17 protein-coding genes and 1 riboswitch are annotated in these 16,992 nt (G+C 36.1%); all 17 genes read right to left on the bottom strand.

Annotated features, from left to right (window positions below; translation table 11 throughout):
* Positions 1–705: 705 nt before the first annotated feature.
* The gene (locus CWS01_RS10685) at positions 706–2,076 is read right to left on the bottom strand and encodes a UDP-N-acetylmuramoyl-tripeptide--D-alanyl-D-alanine ligase (protein ID WP_101177188.1); all 1,371 of its coding nucleotides are present in this window, start codon (positions 2,074–2,076) and stop codon (positions 706–708) included.
* A gap of 270 nt (positions 2,077–2,346) precedes the next feature.
* Entirely contained in the window at positions 2,347–3,420 is a 1,074-nt protein-coding gene (locus tag CWS01_RS10680; RefSeq protein ID WP_101177187.1) for a D-alanine--D-alanine ligase, read from the bottom strand.
* A gap of 234 nt (positions 3,421–3,654) precedes the next feature.
* On the bottom strand, positions 3,655–4,362 hold the full coding sequence (locus CWS01_RS10675) for an ATP-binding protein (RefSeq protein ID WP_101177186.1): 708 nt from the start codon (positions 4,360–4,362) through the stop codon (positions 3,655–3,657).
* Positions 4,359–4,841, bottom strand: a complete 483-nt coding sequence (locus CWS01_RS10670; RefSeq protein ID WP_101177185.1) for an ECF transporter S component — start codon at positions 4,839–4,841, stop codon at positions 4,359–4,361. The genes CWS01_RS10675 and CWS01_RS10670 overlap by 4 nt, the downstream gene beginning before the upstream one ends.
* Positions 4,822–5,427, bottom strand: coding sequence for a cob(I)yrinic acid a,c-diamide adenosyltransferase (locus CWS01_RS10665; RefSeq protein ID WP_101177184.1), 606 nt, complete (start codon positions 5,425–5,427; stop codon positions 4,822–4,824). Before CWS01_RS10665 ends, CWS01_RS10670 begins: the two co-directional genes overlap by 20 nt.
* Positions 5,428–5,889 carry a bifunctional adenosylcobinamide kinase/adenosylcobinamide-phosphate guanylyltransferase gene (locus CWS01_RS10660; RefSeq protein WP_101177183.1) on the bottom strand — a complete coding sequence of 154 codons (462 nt, stop codon included), beginning with the start codon at positions 5,887–5,889 and terminating at the stop codon, positions 5,428–5,430.
* Complete coding sequence (locus CWS01_RS10655; RefSeq protein WP_101177209.1) at positions 5,838–6,464, bottom strand: histidine phosphatase family protein; 627 nt, start codon at positions 6,462–6,464, stop codon at positions 5,838–5,840. The genes CWS01_RS10660 and CWS01_RS10655 overlap by 52 nt, the downstream gene beginning before the upstream one ends.
* Positions 6,422–7,216: an adenosylcobinamide-GDP ribazoletransferase gene (gene cobS / locus CWS01_RS10650; RefSeq protein WP_101177182.1), complete on the bottom strand. Its 795-nt coding sequence runs from the start codon at positions 7,214–7,216 to the stop codon at positions 6,422–6,424. Before cobS ends, CWS01_RS10655 begins: the two co-directional genes overlap by 43 nt.
* A complete protein-coding gene (locus tag CWS01_RS10645; protein WP_101177181.1) occupies positions 7,213–8,721 on the bottom strand; it encodes a cobyric acid synthase in 1,509 nt (502 codons plus the stop codon). The genes cobS and CWS01_RS10645 overlap by 4 nt, the downstream gene beginning before the upstream one ends.
* Complete coding sequence (locus CWS01_RS10640; RefSeq protein ID WP_101177180.1) at positions 8,718–9,290, bottom strand: bifunctional adenosylcobinamide kinase/adenosylcobinamide-phosphate guanylyltransferase; 573 nt, start codon at positions 9,288–9,290, stop codon at positions 8,718–8,720. The genes CWS01_RS10645 and CWS01_RS10640 overlap by 4 nt, the downstream gene beginning before the upstream one ends.
* Entirely contained in the window at positions 9,269–10,348 is a 1,080-nt protein-coding gene (gene cobD / locus CWS01_RS10635; protein ID WP_101177179.1) for a threonine-phosphate decarboxylase CobD, read from the bottom strand. The genes CWS01_RS10640 and cobD overlap by 22 nt, the downstream gene beginning before the upstream one ends.
* Positions 10,323–11,285 carry an adenosylcobinamide-phosphate synthase CbiB gene (gene cbiB, locus CWS01_RS10630; RefSeq protein ID WP_328588907.1) on the bottom strand — a complete coding sequence of 321 codons (963 nt, stop codon included), beginning with the start codon at positions 11,283–11,285 and terminating at the stop codon, positions 10,323–10,325. The genes cobD and cbiB overlap by 26 nt, the downstream gene beginning before the upstream one ends.
* Positions 11,285–12,751 carry a heme ABC transporter ATP-binding protein gene (locus CWS01_RS10625; RefSeq protein WP_101177177.1) on the bottom strand — a complete coding sequence of 489 codons (1,467 nt, stop codon included), beginning with the start codon at positions 12,749–12,751 and terminating at the stop codon, positions 11,285–11,287. Before CWS01_RS10625 ends, cbiB begins: the two co-directional genes overlap by 1 nt.
* Positions 12,744–13,811, bottom strand: a complete 1,068-nt coding sequence (locus CWS01_RS10620; RefSeq protein ID WP_407938558.1) for a FecCD family ABC transporter permease — start codon at positions 13,809–13,811, stop codon at positions 12,744–12,746. The genes CWS01_RS10625 and CWS01_RS10620 overlap by 8 nt, the downstream gene beginning before the upstream one ends.
* Positions 13,777–14,730: an ABC transporter substrate-binding protein gene (locus CWS01_RS10615; RefSeq protein WP_101177176.1), complete on the bottom strand. Its 954-nt coding sequence runs from the start codon at positions 14,728–14,730 to the stop codon at positions 13,777–13,779. The genes CWS01_RS10620 and CWS01_RS10615 overlap by 35 nt, the downstream gene beginning before the upstream one ends.
* Positions 14,731–14,857: 127 nt before the next feature.
* Positions 14,858–15,063: riboswitch (cobalamin riboswitch) on the bottom strand.
* Positions 15,064–15,121: 58 nt separating this feature from the next.
* Positions 15,122–15,853, bottom strand: coding sequence for a DNA/RNA nuclease SfsA (gene sfsA / locus CWS01_RS10610; protein ID WP_101177175.1), 732 nt, complete (start codon positions 15,851–15,853; stop codon positions 15,122–15,124).
* A gap of 22 nt (positions 15,854–15,875) precedes the next feature.
* Positions 15,876–16,652, bottom strand: a complete 777-nt coding sequence (locus tag CWS01_RS10605) for a hypothetical protein (protein ID WP_101177174.1) — start codon at positions 16,650–16,652, stop codon at positions 15,876–15,878.
* Positions 16,653–16,992 lie beyond the last annotated feature (340 nt).

Below are 16,992 nucleotides of genomic sequence, written 5' to 3'. Positions count from 1 at the left end.
TAAATAAGATACTGTAAAATTGAGTTTTAACAGAGAGGAAATATTTCAAATGACTTCCAATTTTTTATTTAAGTTTACAGCTAATATTTTCAGTTAGCCAAATACAAAGAAATTTTCGTTGAAATTATGCAATCATTTATATACTTTCATTTTTTTGTCCTAATTAGGAAGAGGCCCCTCTTAATTAACAGAACAAAAAAATTTGCCTAATAAAAAAGGAAAAAATGATTGGAAATAGACTTTGTCGCCCTTCAAAATTTCTCTCTATTCGGCTATTTTCTTTTCTAAGGGACTTACTTGGAATTCATGTTGATATACCACTTTTATTGATTGCTCTGCCCTCCCAAAAGAAAACATTCCATCAGCTATTTTATTGCAATTGCATGTAAAAATAATCTTATCACTTAAAAATAAGGTTTGCAATAATATGACATTTTAAACCAACTATTTCATATAAGTCCTTTTAAATAAGAAAAATATTATCTTTTTAATATATGCACTTTTAATATGCAATAAATCAAAATGAAAATATGATATTATTCAACAAAAATTGATTTAATCATCCGAAAATTATGTTTTTTTTGCTTTTATTCATAAATTTCTACAAATTACTACTTTTGATCAGATTATCTTAGAGGTTCACACACGTAAATATTATAATTAAAAGTATGCAAACCTCATCATTTATAGAAAACTTTCTAACTGCTACTGTAATGCACGAACTACTTCTTCTAATCTCATTCCTCTTGATGCTTTTACTAAAACAACTGTTTCTTGGTCTATTTTTTTGTTTAAAGCTGCGATAAGTTCCTCTTTATCAGTAAATGGAAAAACACGGTTTTCAGGCAAGATTTTTTTTGCTCCTTCTGCAATAAATAATCCGAGTTTCCCATATGTGAATACATAATCGATTTCCTCTGATAAACTTGTTCCAACTTCATGATGGTATCGTTCTTCTTCTGGCCCAAGTTCTAACATATCACCAAATACGATTATTTTTTTCTTAAAGCCAGGGAGATTTTCCAGCACATTTATCGCCGCTAACATAGAAGTAGGGCTGGCATTATATGCGTCATTGATAATGTGGACACCATTTTCCCCTTCCAAAAGCTCCATTCTCATATTCGTTAATGTTAAGTTTTTAAAGCCTTGATCCATCTCTTCAAAAGGTATCTGGAAATATTCTGCAACTAACATAGCTGCCAACGCATTTAAGATATTATGATCACCTAACACTGGCAGCTCAAACTGTTTCGTTAGGCCATTAATTGTAAATGAACTTCCATTTTCCTTCTGTACTATGCTGACAGGATACAAATCATTGCTTAAACTTTTGCCAAACGTTTTAACCTCAGTATCCTTTTTTATTTTTGTTATCCTTTCAGAAAGAAGGGGCTCGTCGCCAAAATAAATAATTCTTCCACCATTTTGTAATCCATTGATGATTTCTAGCTTTGCTTCTGCAATTCCTTCTCTAGATCCTAAATCAAGAAGATGAGATTCTCCAATATTTGTAATTACCACAACATCCGGTTCTGCTAGTCTAGTTAAAAAATCAATTTCCCCGCGTCCGCTCATTCCCATTTCTAATACAGCAATATCTGTATCTTCTTCTAGATTGAGAACAGTCAAAGGAAGCCCAAGATGATTATTATAGTTTCCTTCTGTTTTTTGCACTTTATATTTTAATGAAAGAAGATTTGTTGTTATATCCTTTGTAGATGTTTTTCCATTGCTTCCTGTAATTCCCACTACTTTGATTGACAGTTCATCCCGATAACTTTTCGCTAATGTCTGGATGCCTTTTAATGTATCCTCTACATAAATAAGCGGAAGATGTTTAGGGGGATTAGGCACATCCTTTTGCCAGAAGGATGCTGCTGCTCCCCTTTTAATGGCATCTTCAACATATTGATGCCCATCTGTTTTTTCCCCTTTAAAAGGCACAAATAAATTTCCTTTTTCTATCTTTCGTGAATCAATCGTAACACCTTTTATTTCTATCGCCTTTGCAAATTCAGCTATATCTTCTGCACCAGCCATTTTTGCTACTTCTTCTAAGGTTCGTTTTATCATCAAGACCCCTCCATCCATATGTATAACTCCGCTCCGTTGACAGGCAATAAGCGCTGCCTAAAAAATATAAACACCATATAATAGGCAAGCATAGCCTAGAAAAGCACGAGATAAAAATTCTCATTAGACGATGGAAAAACGCTTGCTCATCAAAGCCCTCCTTTTGTTCTCCCGTTTAAAAAACGAAAAAATAAACAAAGCAACCTTTTTGATGGTCAAACGTTTTTATCCGTCCAATCAGCTAAAAATAACCGGTCTTACATCTTATATTTACATCGTATATTTAATCGTTTGCTTCTCTGCATGTCTTTCAAGAGCAAGATCAACTAATCTTTCAATTAAAGCAGAATACTCTAAGCCACTTTCCTGCCATAAAAGTGGGAACATACTAAATGGAGTAAAGCCAGGCATCGTGTTTACTTCGTTTATAAATACATTACCCTCTTTAGTCAAAAAGAAATCTGCACGAACTAGTCCTGAGCAATCTAATGCTTTAAATGCCTTAATCGCTTCTTTTTTTATTAGGTTATACTCCCCTTCTGAAACTTCAGCAGGAATAATTAATGCTGTATTCCCATCCTCATATTTTGCTTTATAGTCATAGAAATCTTTTTTCGCAACAATTTCACCAGCAACAGAAACTTGAGGGTCATCATTCCCAAGTACAGCCACTTCTATTTCTCTTGCTATAACGCCCTCTTCAACAATAACTTTTCTATCAAACTGAAATGCCTCTACAAATGCCGATTCTAGTTCTTCCTGATTCGTACATTTGCTGATTCCTACACTTGACCCTAAGTTGGCAGGCTTCACAAAGCATGGAAATCCAAGCTCTTGTTCTACTTTTTGATAGGCTTTTTCTTTATTGTTTTGCCAATCTTTTCGGATAAAAGAAGTATATTTAACTTGCTTTAATCCTGCTACCTCAAAGATATTTTTCATAATTACTTTATCCATTCCAGCTGAAGAAGCTAACACTCCGTTGCCGACATATGGCAAATTCAAAAGCTCTAATAATCCTTGAACTGTCCCATCTTCTCCATTCGGTCCATGTAAAAGGGGAAAAATAACATCAAAATTATTATTTTCGGATGCTTCAAAAAGGCTGGAAGAAAGCGCCGTTGATTGAATTTCCTCCATGTTTGCAAATGCCAGCTGATCGACATTTTCAACTGGACCTGTCAATTGCGGCCCTTTTATCCATTCTCCTTTTTCTGATATGTAAATAGGATAAATATCGAATTTATTTGTATCTAATGCTTTAATAACCGCCATTGCTGTTTGCATGCTAACTTTATGTTCAGCAGATTTACCACCATATAATAAACCAAGCTTTTTTTTCATTTTATGTTCCTCCAATTTATCAATCATACCTATTTTATTCTACCACTAGATGATGTCTATTCAAAAGCAGAATCCCTATATTCCTTTATCTTTTCATCAAAATGTAATAGTCTCTTCATGTTTGTTATTAATCTATGTTATATCCTTTAAACTGGAAGCTTATTTTATGCATAATATTTTGCCATAAAAAAAAGAACAAACTTACTTGTTCTTTAGAGTGATCCTGCCTTTTCACTATTTTTCTATAAAAGAAATGGAATGGAAATAAGGACCGGCTAAGTTCCGCAGTGTTTGTTCTTCTTCCTCCTCGTACTCTATTAGAAAACAGGTAGAAGGACCAGCAGATTTATTTATATCCAATGCACAATGAATTTCTCTCTCTTCCATTTTTCCTAACAGCACAGAAAGCTCTGCTAGAATCCCCTTTGATCCAACAGGAAGCAAATTATATTTCCTTGCCCTTACTAATGGATAAAATAAAGATAATGGAGCAATTTTTTCTTTTTCCTCCATTACTTCATTTCCAACAAGAGGGCTGCCGATTACTGCAACCTTGCTCTTTTTCATATCCAAGCTCTTATGCTTGCTACCTTTCTTTCCAAGCACTGTTAATCCAACGGCAGATTGATTTAGTGCAAAATTACTCTCTGTGCTCCCAGTAATAGCCAACTCCTCTAATCCTGCCTCTTTTATACTTTTTTTTATTCCTACTACAAGCTTATTCCAGGCAATTTCTCCACAAAAATTTTGCAAAATAACAGAAAAAGGAATCCCTCCAGCCGCCATACATTCCATACATGCGACACGAAAAGAAAAATAGGCAACTGTCTCATAATCAACTTTTACTACATCCTGTTCTTTTAAGCCTATTCCCCCACTATTATCTGCTGCTATAACAATTTCTTCCTTTTTATTAAAGAGCAAAATTTGTACATCTCTCATTCCCTGCTTTTCCCCCACATTTTTATCGACTGCAATCTAGGCAACAATACTGCGGCAACTCCCCCATTAAGCACCGCCGCTATAAATAAAGATGGAATAGCAGCAAAATAAAACTTCTCGCTGATTACATACAGAAATGGAAGCGGCAAAAGAACACTGTTTGCGATAATAAACATAATGCTTGCGATATAGATCGAGTATTTTTTATGGAGCCATGAATAAACAACAACCAATAAAAACATTTCTAATCCGATGACTACATGAAAAGGCCCCAGAGGGAAACCTCCGAGAGAAGCAGATAAAATATGGCCAATACCTGCTATGATCCCGCCGCTAATGCCTCCTAAAAGTACGCCTGCTATCAAACTAGGAAAACTGTCTAGCCCAATGCTGCCAACAGAGGATGGGATTTTTAAGGCCGCACCTACAGCTGATAAAGCAATAAATAGTGCATAAACACTAATTTTTCTGCTGATCATTTATTTTATCTCCTTTTCTTTTTCCTCCACGAAATACTTTGGCACTTCTTATATATTCTATGTCCCCTACTTGGCTGCGGAAATTAACAACACGTGCTAATGCAAAAAAGTAATCAGATAAACGATTTAAATATTGCAAAGATAAATCTGATACATTTTCATCCGCTTTTTTCAGAGTTACAACTAGCCGCTCTGCTCTTCTTGTCACAGTCCTTGCGATATGAATGCTCGCTGCTGCAAGATGGCCACCTGGGAGAATAAAGCGCTCTAAAGGTGGAGCTTCTTCAGTAAATTGATCAATTCTTGTTTCTAAATAGGAAATGCACTCTGTCGTAAGTTTGACTGGATGATTTGGCAAAATATTTGCCAAGTCGCCGCCACAATCAAAAAGTTCATGCTGAATTTTTTCCAAATCATCAATAATATCCGCAAACAATTCTTTTTCCAATTGAGCGATTGCCTGTCCAACAAAACAATTCACTTCATCCACTGTCCCATAGCTTTCCACACGAATGTCATCCTTATCTACTCTGCCTCCAATGATACTCGTTTGTCCTTTATCCCCTGTTTTTGTATATATGCGCATTTATACCCCTTCTTCCCATTTTTTTAGCAGATCATTTACTCCATACCAAATAACATCTACTCTTGTAGAACGTTGTGCTGCCTCTTGATAAATCCAGCCAACTGCATCTCGCCACTCTCTATCCTTTTTATCAATAGGCACAATCCCTTTTGTAATATCGCTGCCAATCACTATTACCTGATTCTTTTCTTTTTGTTTCTCCCAGCTGATTAATTCTTTAAATAACTGGCGAAAATAGCAAATTGTTTTCTCTATCCCCATAGTTATTAACTGTTGCTGAATAAAGTATTCTAATCCTTCTAACATAAATACAGGCTTCTCTAAGGGAGCTATATTCTCCATAGCAGTAGTCTTTTCATAAAAACTAAGCAACTGGAGTGCTTCACTTTGTATGGTAAGCTGGTAGAAATTTAGTGCCCATTTCCTTTTTCCATTAAAGCTGCCTCCTGTAATGAAGTGCATCGTTTTCGCCTCCTAAACTGGTCCATATCATTCCAAATAAGCTCAAATCCACTTTCCGTTTCTACAGAATTCTCAAAAAAACCTTTGTTGACGTCCGGTCCATAACATTGCAGCAAATAACGAATTACTCCACCATGCGCAACAACAGCTGCTTTTTCTGCACTTTCACTTGCTTCTATTAATAGATCCCATCCCTTTTCCACTCTTTTTGCAAAGTCTGTGAAACTTTCGCCATTTGGAGGTTGTATGGCAAAAGGATTAGAAATCCATTCACAATAGACTTGGTCATTCTTTAGCTGTTCATATGTTTTTCCTTCCCATTCGCCAAAATGCATTTCTCGAAACATGGAAGTAGTGATTGCTTTTCTATTCGGAAAAATACTCGTTACGGTCTGTTTGGCACGCAAAAGATCACTGGAGAAAATTTGATCATATTGTTTATTCACTTTTTTGTTCATTAATTGATATCGGCCTTTTTCGCTTAAAGGACTATCCAGCCAACCGATATAAGCCCTCTGTTCATTTTCTTTTGTTAAGCCATGACGAAATAATGCAACAACCATAGACTTGCCCATAATACCAGTTCCGTCCCTTCTACAGATGCTCCTAACAAATCGCCTGTTAACCCGCCAAACCACTTGACCATTTTTTTGGATAGAAATAAATAGCTGAAAGCACTAGCTGTGAGTAATATCAGGACAGCTGCAAGTACATCCTGATAAAAGAAAAAAAGACCTAAAAAACAAAAGCTGATATACCCTAAATAAATAACCGTGATATAAGGATAAGCTGCACGCTTAAAAAAAGAACCAAGCCCGCTGTCCTTAGCTTCTGGTACATAAATCAGCAATAATCCCATTACCATTTTCGAAAAGAATGGCAAAAGTAATAGGAGAGCATAGTCTTTCGTCTGCCAATTCTGCAGGATCTCATAAATAAATAAAAATTTTGCACTTAATAATAAAAGAACGGATAAAACCCCAAACGCGCCTATCCGAGGATCTTTCATTATTTCCAGTCGTTTTTCCTGATCTTGATAAGAAAAAAAAGCATCACTTGCATCCATCCATCCGTCTAGATGCAGCCCTCCAGTCAAACAGATTATCCCTAGCCATAAAAGAAACGATACGGCCAATAAGGAAAAAGGCGAAAAATTCAGCAATATATAAACAAAACTGCTGTATATCAATCCTTGAATAATCCCTAAAATAGGAAAAGTGCGCACACTGCTAGTTATAAACTCTTTTTCCATCGGCAGGGATGAACGAATTGGGATGGCAGTGAAAAATTGAATATTTATTAATATTCCTATCCATAATTTTTTCATTTGTCCGCACCTTGGAAAATGATTTTCTCCAACATATCCCAATCTACGTGGCTTTTCATTATTTCCGCTATTAAGTCAAAACGCTTATCTTTCATTTTGCTGATAAAATTTGTTTCTTTAATAGAATAACCCTTTTGTACTCGCAAACGATTCAGCCATATGCTTCTGAATTCATCATTATGGAAAAGATGATGCATATATGTTCCTATAACCCGCCCATTATCTACGTAACAGCCATCCTCCTTGCCATTGTCCAATAAGAGAAATGGCATAATTCCTTCTTTTTTATTTATTGTTGTTTGGCCTATATGTATTTCATATCCTGTTATTTTTTCCCCTTTTAAGCCTGTTGCCGGAAAAAACTCACCTTTTGACAAGATTGTCTGTTTGTTTTGCTGAAAAGTGGTGGATGCAGGAATGACATTTAGTCCCATCATCTGCAGCCCTTTTTTTCCAGTATCCGCGCCAAAGGGATCTTCAAGCGTCGTACAAAGCATCTGGAAACCGCCGCATATTCCGATAATCGTTCCAGACTGTTGATTATATTGCTTTAGTGCCTCTGCCAATCCAACTTTTTGCAATTGAGCTAAATCAGAAAGGGTACTTTTTGTGCCTGGAATAATAACGGCATCTGGATTTCCCAATTCTGTTCCCGTTTCTACAAAACGTATACTGACATCTTCTTCATAATAAAATGGCTCCATATCACTATAATTCGAAATAAAAGGGAGTTTAACCACCGCAATATCTAGCACATTTTTATTTGCCGTTATTCTTTTTTCATGAAAAGATAAAGAATCTTCCCCATCAATCATATGATCTTCTATATACGGCAAAACACCTAACACAGGAATCTTTGTATGTTCTTCTAGCCAATCGATTCCATCTGTAAATAAATCGATATCCCCGCGAAATTTATTAATAATAATTCCTTTTATACGACTGCGTTCTTCCGAGCTTAAAAGAGCCAATGTACCGACAATGCTTGCAAAAACTCCTCCACGATCGATGTCAGCGACTAAAATAACCGGAACGTCAGCCATTTCAGCAACCTTCATATTTACAAGCTCACGCGATTTTAAATTAATCTCAACAGGACTTCCCGCCCCTTCCATTACAATCGCATCATACTTGTCTTTCAAATAATCCAAGGATTCTTGAATAACAGCCAAACCTTGTTCATAAAATTGGTCACGGTAGTTTTTTCCTGATAAAACTTTTAAAACTCTTCCTAAAAGCACAACTTCTGCTTCCATATTAGAACGAGGCTTTAATAAAATCGGATTCATCCATACAGATGCTTTTGTTCTTGCTGCCTCTGCCTGTATCCCTTGTGCTCTGCCAATTTCCTTTCCATCTATTGTCACATAGGAGTTATTGGACATATTTTGTGATTTAAATGGAGCAACTCTTATGCCGCTATTGGACAATATGCGACAAATCGCTGTTGCTATAAAACTTTTTCCTACATCAGAGGAAGTCCCTGTCACCATAATCCCCTTCATATATGCCATCCTTTCTTTATTGCCAAACCATTTTCCACTAAATAGGCCTCCGTTGCTATTTCTACAAAGGTTTGATGCAAATTTCCAAGAAGCCAGCTGTAAGCGATAAGCAAGGGAGTTTGCATTGGTTCATAGGAAACCTCATTGCTGACTATAATTAAATATTTACATTTTTTACTTAACACTATAACTGCAGCTGCTATCTCCTGCTTAAGACTCTCGAGAAAAGATTTCGACCAATCAGCTTGTTCCTTCAAAAAAAGCTCATTGCTGACTAATGTTGTTAAGCAATCAAATAAAACAACATCCTTTTTACAAAATCTCTGCTGTAATGTATGTAAGTTTGTCTCCTGCTCCACTGTTTTCCACTGTCGCTGATAATTAGCTCTTATTTCTTGATGACGTTCTACTCTCTTTCGCATTTCAGTATCTGTCACAACTCCTGTAGCTAAATAATGCAGCTGCAAATCTTCCTTTTCCGCAAACTGTGCAGCTAATTGCTCTGCAAAGGAGGTTTTGCCGCTTCTGACACCACCTGTTATAAAAATCAGCGTTGAGTTTTCATCCATTTTGTCATAACTCCCTGCAATCTTTCATTTTCCTGCCTATTTTTTATGGCAAAACGCAGCCATCTTCCATCTAAGCCAGGATAATTATAAGTATGTCTTGCAACGATTCCCTCTTTTAATAGAAAATGAAGAAAATCATGCTGCTTATCATATAGAGGATCTTTTAATAAGTAAAAGTTCGACTGTGAATTTGTTATAGTAAATCCCATTTTGGCATAAAAAGGAACTAATACTTGTTTTTCCTTTTCTACATACTGAATAGTTTCGGCTACAAATGCTTTCTCTTCAAGCAATAATTCTCCTGTTTTTAGTGCAATGCTGTTTAAGCTCCAATGAGGCTGAAGTTCTGCCATTTTTTTGATAACAGAAGCATTTGCTACCATATAGCCTAAGCGAATGCCTGGGATGCTGAACATCTTGGTCATGGATCGAACAATGATTAAGAAAGGATAATTCTTTTGTTCTGGAATCATATTTTCATAGAAAGGCACAAAATCATAAAATGCTTCATCTAAAATAAAATAGCAATTATGTTTCACACATGCTTTCAGCAAAACAAGAAGCGCCTCTTTTTTATAATAAATCCCTGTTGGATTATTCGGATTGCATAAAAAAACGGCATCCACATGTTTGATTATCTCTGTTATTTTTTCGAGATCCAGCTGCCAATTTAGATCGTTCATTATATAATAATGAATTTCACACCCGTTCGCTCTGCATATTTTTTCGTACTCTGAAAATGTTGGCTGGATTAAAAGTACCTTTTTACCCGCAAGCATTCTTCCGACTAAAGCAAGCAGTTCAGCTGCCCCATTTCCTAGTAGTACTTCCTGTTCGCTGATTTTTTCATTTTCGGCAATTTGTCTCTTTAAGATTCTTCCTTCTGGATCTGGGTAAACTTGCATCTGTTCATAAAAGCTATTCCAATGTTCTTTTAATATGCCTGGTGGTCCTAATGGATTGATATTAGCGCTAAAGTCGATTATATTTTTTGGCATCGCTAACCCAATTTTTTCATATAAATAATGGGGATTAGCCCCATGAGATGGCAAATTCAATTATTGAACCTCCTATCCATAAAAACAGCAAAAAGAGTAGTATTGCTTTTTCCATTAATGTATTGCTTGCAATAATATGTGCCTTATTTCTCTTTACTTTAGGCAATCCCATTTTGGCACGGTTGGAAATTTTCCCTTTATAATAATTAACCCCACCCAATTGGATACCTAAAATAATGGCAGTTGCAGATTCTCCCCACCCACTGTTTGGTGAGGGATGCTTTTTCGCATCAGAAAATAATAATCCCCATGCTTCTCTTTTAGAATAACAAACGGGTTTGCTAAAAAGAAGAAGCAGGATGGCGGTTATACGGCTTGGCAATAAATTGACAACATCATCAACTTTTGCCGAAAAATAGCCAAACTGTGCAAATTTACTATTTTGATAGCCTACCATAGAATCACTTGTATTAATCGCACGATAAACTAAACTGAGAGGTGCTCCGCCAATTAAAGCCCAAAACAATGGGGCGGTAATGCCATCACTTGTATTTTCAGCAACCGTTTCAACGGTTGCCCGTACTATTTCATCCTCTGTTAGCTTGTCTGTATCTCTGCCTACAATATAAGAGAGCTTTAATCTGGCAGTCGCCAAATCTTTTTTCATTAATGGTTCATATACATCAAGAGCGGCTGTTTTTAAGCTTTTTTGTGCAATCGTTGTTGCCATTAAACAGCTTTCCACTAAGATGCCTACAAGAAAATGCAGAGAATAGCTAATCGAAATGATACAAGCTGATACTAAATATGTGACAAAAATAACAGAAAGAAGCATGTATAATCCCTTCAATTTTCGCTTTTTCCCCTTGTTGCCAAGATTCTCTAGTGCTGCTATCATGCTGCCCATCCATTTTACAGGATGAGGCCAATTCGGTGGATCTCCAACTATTTTATCGATAATTACCGCAAGTGTTATGCTAATAAGATGATAGAACATTATTTTTTCATCCTGTCATTTCGTTTCTTTAAACTTTCTGTTAGACATTCCGTTACACCTGCTGCGATTAACTTTCCTAAAGGTGCAATCGTTCCGGCAAATTCTGCTCGTGCTCCTTCTTGTGTTGCAGCAATTAAAATGCTATCTGTTGAAGTGCCTGTCGCTATTGTGCCGGTTATTGGATCCATTATTTTCTGGCAGCGAAGCACACTTGCTTTTGCTTCTGTTGCAGTCATCACACTTTGTATATAGGCCTCTTCTGACAATTCTCCATTTACAAATATCCATATATTAATTGTTCCCGGCAAAAGCTCTGAGGAATGATCCATTGCTCTAGCTGCATCAACAGCATTTCCTACGCCAGCAGTCACTACAATAAAAACAGATAAATCTTTGCAAACAACACTTTTATATGCCGCATCTTCTATATAAACTGCTGTCATCATCCCGACTGTTTGTTCTGGAATAAAATGATTAGCTCGCAAATAACTCCTCATTTCTTGTTGGTAATCATCACACCTATAACTTTTATCAACATGACGATTAACAAAATTCGTGTACCAGCCAACACCTGCTCCCGTAACCCCAGAAGAGAGGGTTTTTAATGGTTTCGGCACTGTCATTGCCAAATGGTTTTTGCTTGCTGTTAAGTAACTTTCATCAATAATTAGCTGCTTGCCACTATGTTCTATTTTTGGTAAAAGAGCAATTTGAGGAGCAGCAAGTTTTGGATGCGGGATTTGCTTTACATCTGTTTGGTAAACTTTTTTTACCATCTTTTCTTGGAGGACTTGCTGGGGACTAGAAATAGCTTCCGCCATCCCCTCATGAAGCATTAACAGCCTATCACAATAAAGTCCTGCTAAATTCAAATCGTGAAAAATGCTGATGACTGTCAGGTTGTTTTTTTTGCTCCATTCTTTCAAATTATCCAAAAGCTCTTTTTGATGGGATAAATCAAGGTGGTTGGTCGGTTCGTCCAATAATAAAATTTCTGGTTGTTGAGCCAAAGCCTGTGCTAAATATACTCTTTGCTTTTCACCGCCAGAAAGCTCATGGATAGTAGCATCCTGCAAATGGCTGACACCTGTTATTTCCATAGCCCCTTGCACAATCTCTTGGTCTTCTTTGCTTTGGGATTGGAGCCAATTTTTCTGATGAGCATATCTTCCAAGGGCTACCACTTCTTTCACCTGATAAGAAAAGGATTCTTCCGCATGTTGAGAGAGAACGGCCACAATTTTAGCCAATTCTTTTTGCTTATAGTTTTGAATTTGTTTACCTTTTAAATAAATTTCTCCGCTTTTACATGGATAAATTCCGCTAATTAACTTTAGCAAGGTTGTTTTTCCACTGCCATTTGGACCCATTATTCCAAAAAGCTCTCCCTTTTTCACTGAAAAGGAAACATCTGAAAGGATGGTTCGCCCACCATATTGAAAAAAAATATTATCTACTTTAAGCATTCTGTTTATTCCTTCCTTTGCGGCGATTTAATAGCAAAACTGCAAAAACCGGCGCTCCTATTAAGGCTGTTATCACCCCAATTGGAAGTTCTGTTGGGGAAATAATCATTCTTGCAAACAAATCCGCCAATATAAGAAACCCGCTGCCAATTAGCATAGATAACCCCAACAAATGTGAATGATTTGGTCCTGTTGCTATCCTCACTAAGTGAGGAATAACTAAGCCAACAAACCCAATAGTCCCTGAAACAGCCACCGCTGCACCAGTTAATATGGCGCCTGCAATTAATATTAACAGCTTCCTTTTATGGACATTTACACCTAAGTGCTTTGCTCTTTCCTCTCCAAATGCTAGTGCGTTCAATTCTTTTCCTTGTGCTAAAAGGATAATGGAACCTACTATAAAAAACGGCAGAATAATTTTAATGTATGCCCACCCTCTCATTGACACACTTCCAAGGAGCCAGCTAATAATCTGGCGAAGTTCCTCACCTGTTAAAGCAATCATCAACGAAATAAATGCACTTAAAAAAGAACTAAATATAATTCCTGTTAAGATAATGGTTTCTACCCGCATCATTGGATCCATTTTTTTCGCAAAAAGAAGTACGAAAAAAATTGTAAGAAGAGAGAAAACTACACTTAATAGAGGAAGCGTGTAGCCCCCAACAAAAGGAATGCTTATTTGAAAAAACAAGGTAATTACTGCTCCTACAGATGCACCAGAAGATACTCCCAATGTATAAGGATCTGCCAAGGGATTTCTTAAGAGGCCTTGAAATGCAGCACCTGCTATAGAAAGACTGGCACCAACAAGTCCGGCTAATAAAACTCTTGGAAGTCTAATATTTTGAACAATATTAATATGCATTGGGTCAACATTTTTTACTACTGACTCAGGAAGAATACTGCTTGCCAGAATTTTGATGACATCTAGTGGGGGAACAGAAACAGTGCCGACAGCAATTCCTGTAATAATGGAAAAAAGGAGAAAAAAAGCGGCAAATAAATACGCCGCTCCAGTTTTATTTAAATTCATTCGGATATACTGCTTTTGCAAGTTCCTCTACTCCTTCTACTAAACGAGGGCCAGATCGAGTTACCGTATCAGAATCTACATCTGCTACTGCTTTTTCTTTCACAGCTGTAACATCTTCCCATCCTTTGCGGTCAAGCACTTTTTCAACAGGATTTTCTGTTGCATAGCTGCCATATGTAGTGATAATCACATCTGGATTTGCTTTAATAATTGCTTCTTGATCAACTTGAATCCAGCCCTCTTCTGTTACAACATTTTTGGCATTAATCGTATCTAGCATTTCTTGCATGAATGTATTTTTTCCTGTTGTATAAATGCTAGGTTCGCCACTAACCTCAATATAAACCGACTTTTGGTCTTTTTCAGCTATTTTTGCTGCTTTATCTTTAATATCTGTCATTTTTTCTTTCATATCATCTACTAACTCGTTTGCTTCCTTCGTTTCTCCAGTGGCTTTACCAATCATATCAATGCTTTCATATACACCAGCAAAATTTGTGGCATCATTTACAACCAACACATCTATTCCTGCATCACGAAGCTGCTGCAAACCTTCTGTTGAATTATGGGCGCTAGACGCATGTGCCAACACTAAATCTGGTTTTAATGAAATAATTTTCTCTACATTAAATTCTGTTCCACCGATTTTTTCAATATCTGCTGTTTCTTTTGGATAGTTGTCATAGTCTGAAACACCGACCATTTCATCACCTAAACCTAAAGCAAAAGCAATTTCTGTATTGCTAGGAATTAAGGAAACAATTTTCTCTGGCTTGTCATCAATTACGACTTCTTTATCAACCGCATCTTTAATTGTTACAGGAAATGCAACTTCTGTTTGAGTTGCATTTTCTTTTTCTTCTGTTTTTGTTTCTCCACACCCTGCAAGGACACCTACTGCAAGCATTAATGCAAATAATATTGAATAAAGCTTCTTCATTATCTATTCCATCCTTTTTAAAATAGTTGCCAAAAAACAAAAAACATCTCCACATAAATAGAGATGTTGGGATCACTTTCATAAAAGCTAAAGTTTGCTCCACACCCTCCTATCCTCGTAGGTTTTTAGGTGCATAGAAAATATGGCAGGTCTCCTGACTCATGATACATGTTCCCTGAACCTTCCCGTACATTTTGTACAGTGGCATTTTTCAGTTTACAATCATTTACAGTGGCGGGACCGTGTCGGATTTTCACCAACTTCCCTTTTAAGTCTTTACGAGCTTGATTTTTACATCATTCTGTATAAGACACCATTTCCTATCTATTTTATTTTTTAAGCCGTTTTGATTATACACTATTTTTACCGAAAACTGCTTAATTATCAGAAATTATAATTTTTTTTTTGCAATAACAGGCACAGCTTGATTCCAGCTGATTTTTTCTTTTGTCAGAATGCAGTTATAACCAATTAAATGTACTCCAGCATTTTCTGCTTCTACTAATGCTTCTGCAAATTCGGCATCAATATGCGGAGCTGATGTAATTAGCTTAATATCTTCTCTTTGAGCGATAAACAAAATAGCAGTCTTCAGCTGTCCTCTTTGGTGGATTTCAGTAATTTCCTGAACATGTTTTTTCCCTCTTTTTGTTACTGCATCGGGAAACATCCCAATGCCTTTCTCCGTTAAAGTAACACTTTTCACTTCAAGGAGCAATGACGTTCCATCCTTATGTTCCAGCAAAAAATCCCATCTTGAATTTCCTAGCATATATTCTGACTTTACCCACTTATATTCAGCCAGTTCTGGAATAATTTCTTCCTTTAGCATCTTTTCTGCCAGCTTATTCGGATAGGCTGTATTAACGGAAACAAACACTCCACAAGATTCCACCAGCATTGCTGTCCACTTTGTCTTTCGATTAGGATTTGCACTCGGCAAAACATATACAATTGTATCTTCTAACAATAGTTCCTTTAATCTCCCTGGATCTGCTAAATGAACAACCTCTAGTGAATTCGTTTCTTCTGAATAACAATGGAGAATAAATCGATTTGGCCTGCTTTTAAAAATCATTTTTGATAACAGAACTGGAAATTCAATAGAAATATTTTCTTTCATTTATACTCCTCTTAAAAGCTTTTTAAAGAATAACTACTTGCCATTCCTTTGTTTTTTTATCTAAAATAAGCTTCGCATCGCAATTCTGCTTACTCTTTTTTTCATACTCCTCATACATGCTATCCATATTGGCAAAATCTCCAATAATCCAAATGGGAATTTCAAGGCGAAATCTGTTTTGAATGATATTTTGTATGGAGATAACCATTCCTTCTTTCATAAAATCCTTTAATGCCATCATTGTTTGCTTTGGAAGTGGTGTATATACTCTTTTTTTCTTGATTCCAAACAATACTTTGTCTATTTTCAAATGGGATAGTTTATTTGTTATCACTTCACAAATCAAACCATAAAATGTTTCAAGATTTTTATAGTATGTTTTGTTAAACCAACCATCTTCATGCGCCAAGTAAGCATACTTATTATTTAGCTGCTGATAAAAGGGCACTCTCAGATGATCTTTTATATGACCAAGATATAAAAGCTCTGCAATTGTTTGCCCTTCTAACAAATCAAGAGCTTCGGTCTCTTCAAAGTCAATCCATGAAAAATCACCATAATCTTCAACATCTTGTCTGCTAAGTTTATCTAATTTCTGCTTTGGAACATAATCAAGCATAGTATGGGGATGAAATTCTCCATCTTCAAATTGATGTTTTAATAATAAAATGGAGGAAATAGTATCCTTTAGAAAATGATAAAATTCCTTAAACTCTATTCCATATGAAATGACAAATCGTTCCTTTTCATGTAAATGAACATATATTAAATCGCGCATATCAGCATTGCCTTTTTTCATCATTTACCCCCAACCCTTATAGCAAAAAGATTAATATATTCCCTGTTAATACCTTCTATTGCTGAAAAAATCCTGCTTACCTAACAAATATTTTTCAATTATCTATTATATTTAACTATCACTAGAACAAATTTCCATAAAACAAATTTCAGTCAGTGTGGTTTTTTCCATCCCCGCTGATTGTTAGTTGAACCAATTGAGCTTTTACGGACAAGTTTTTCTACCCATCTAAATTCTCTTGACCTCTCCTAATGTTAAGGTGGAGTCTTGCTTACCGTTAGCACCGGTTAAATAAAAGATCAAAGGGCTTTATTTATTGCACCTTTTTTCATCAAGTAAT

It is taken from the genome of Niallia nealsonii (genome assembly GCF_002835805.1).
In the GTDB taxonomy this organism is placed as follows: domain Bacteria; phylum Bacillota; class Bacilli; order Bacillales; family Cytobacillaceae; genus Niallia; species Niallia nealsonii.
This window is presented reverse-complemented; position numbering and strand designations above follow the sequence as displayed.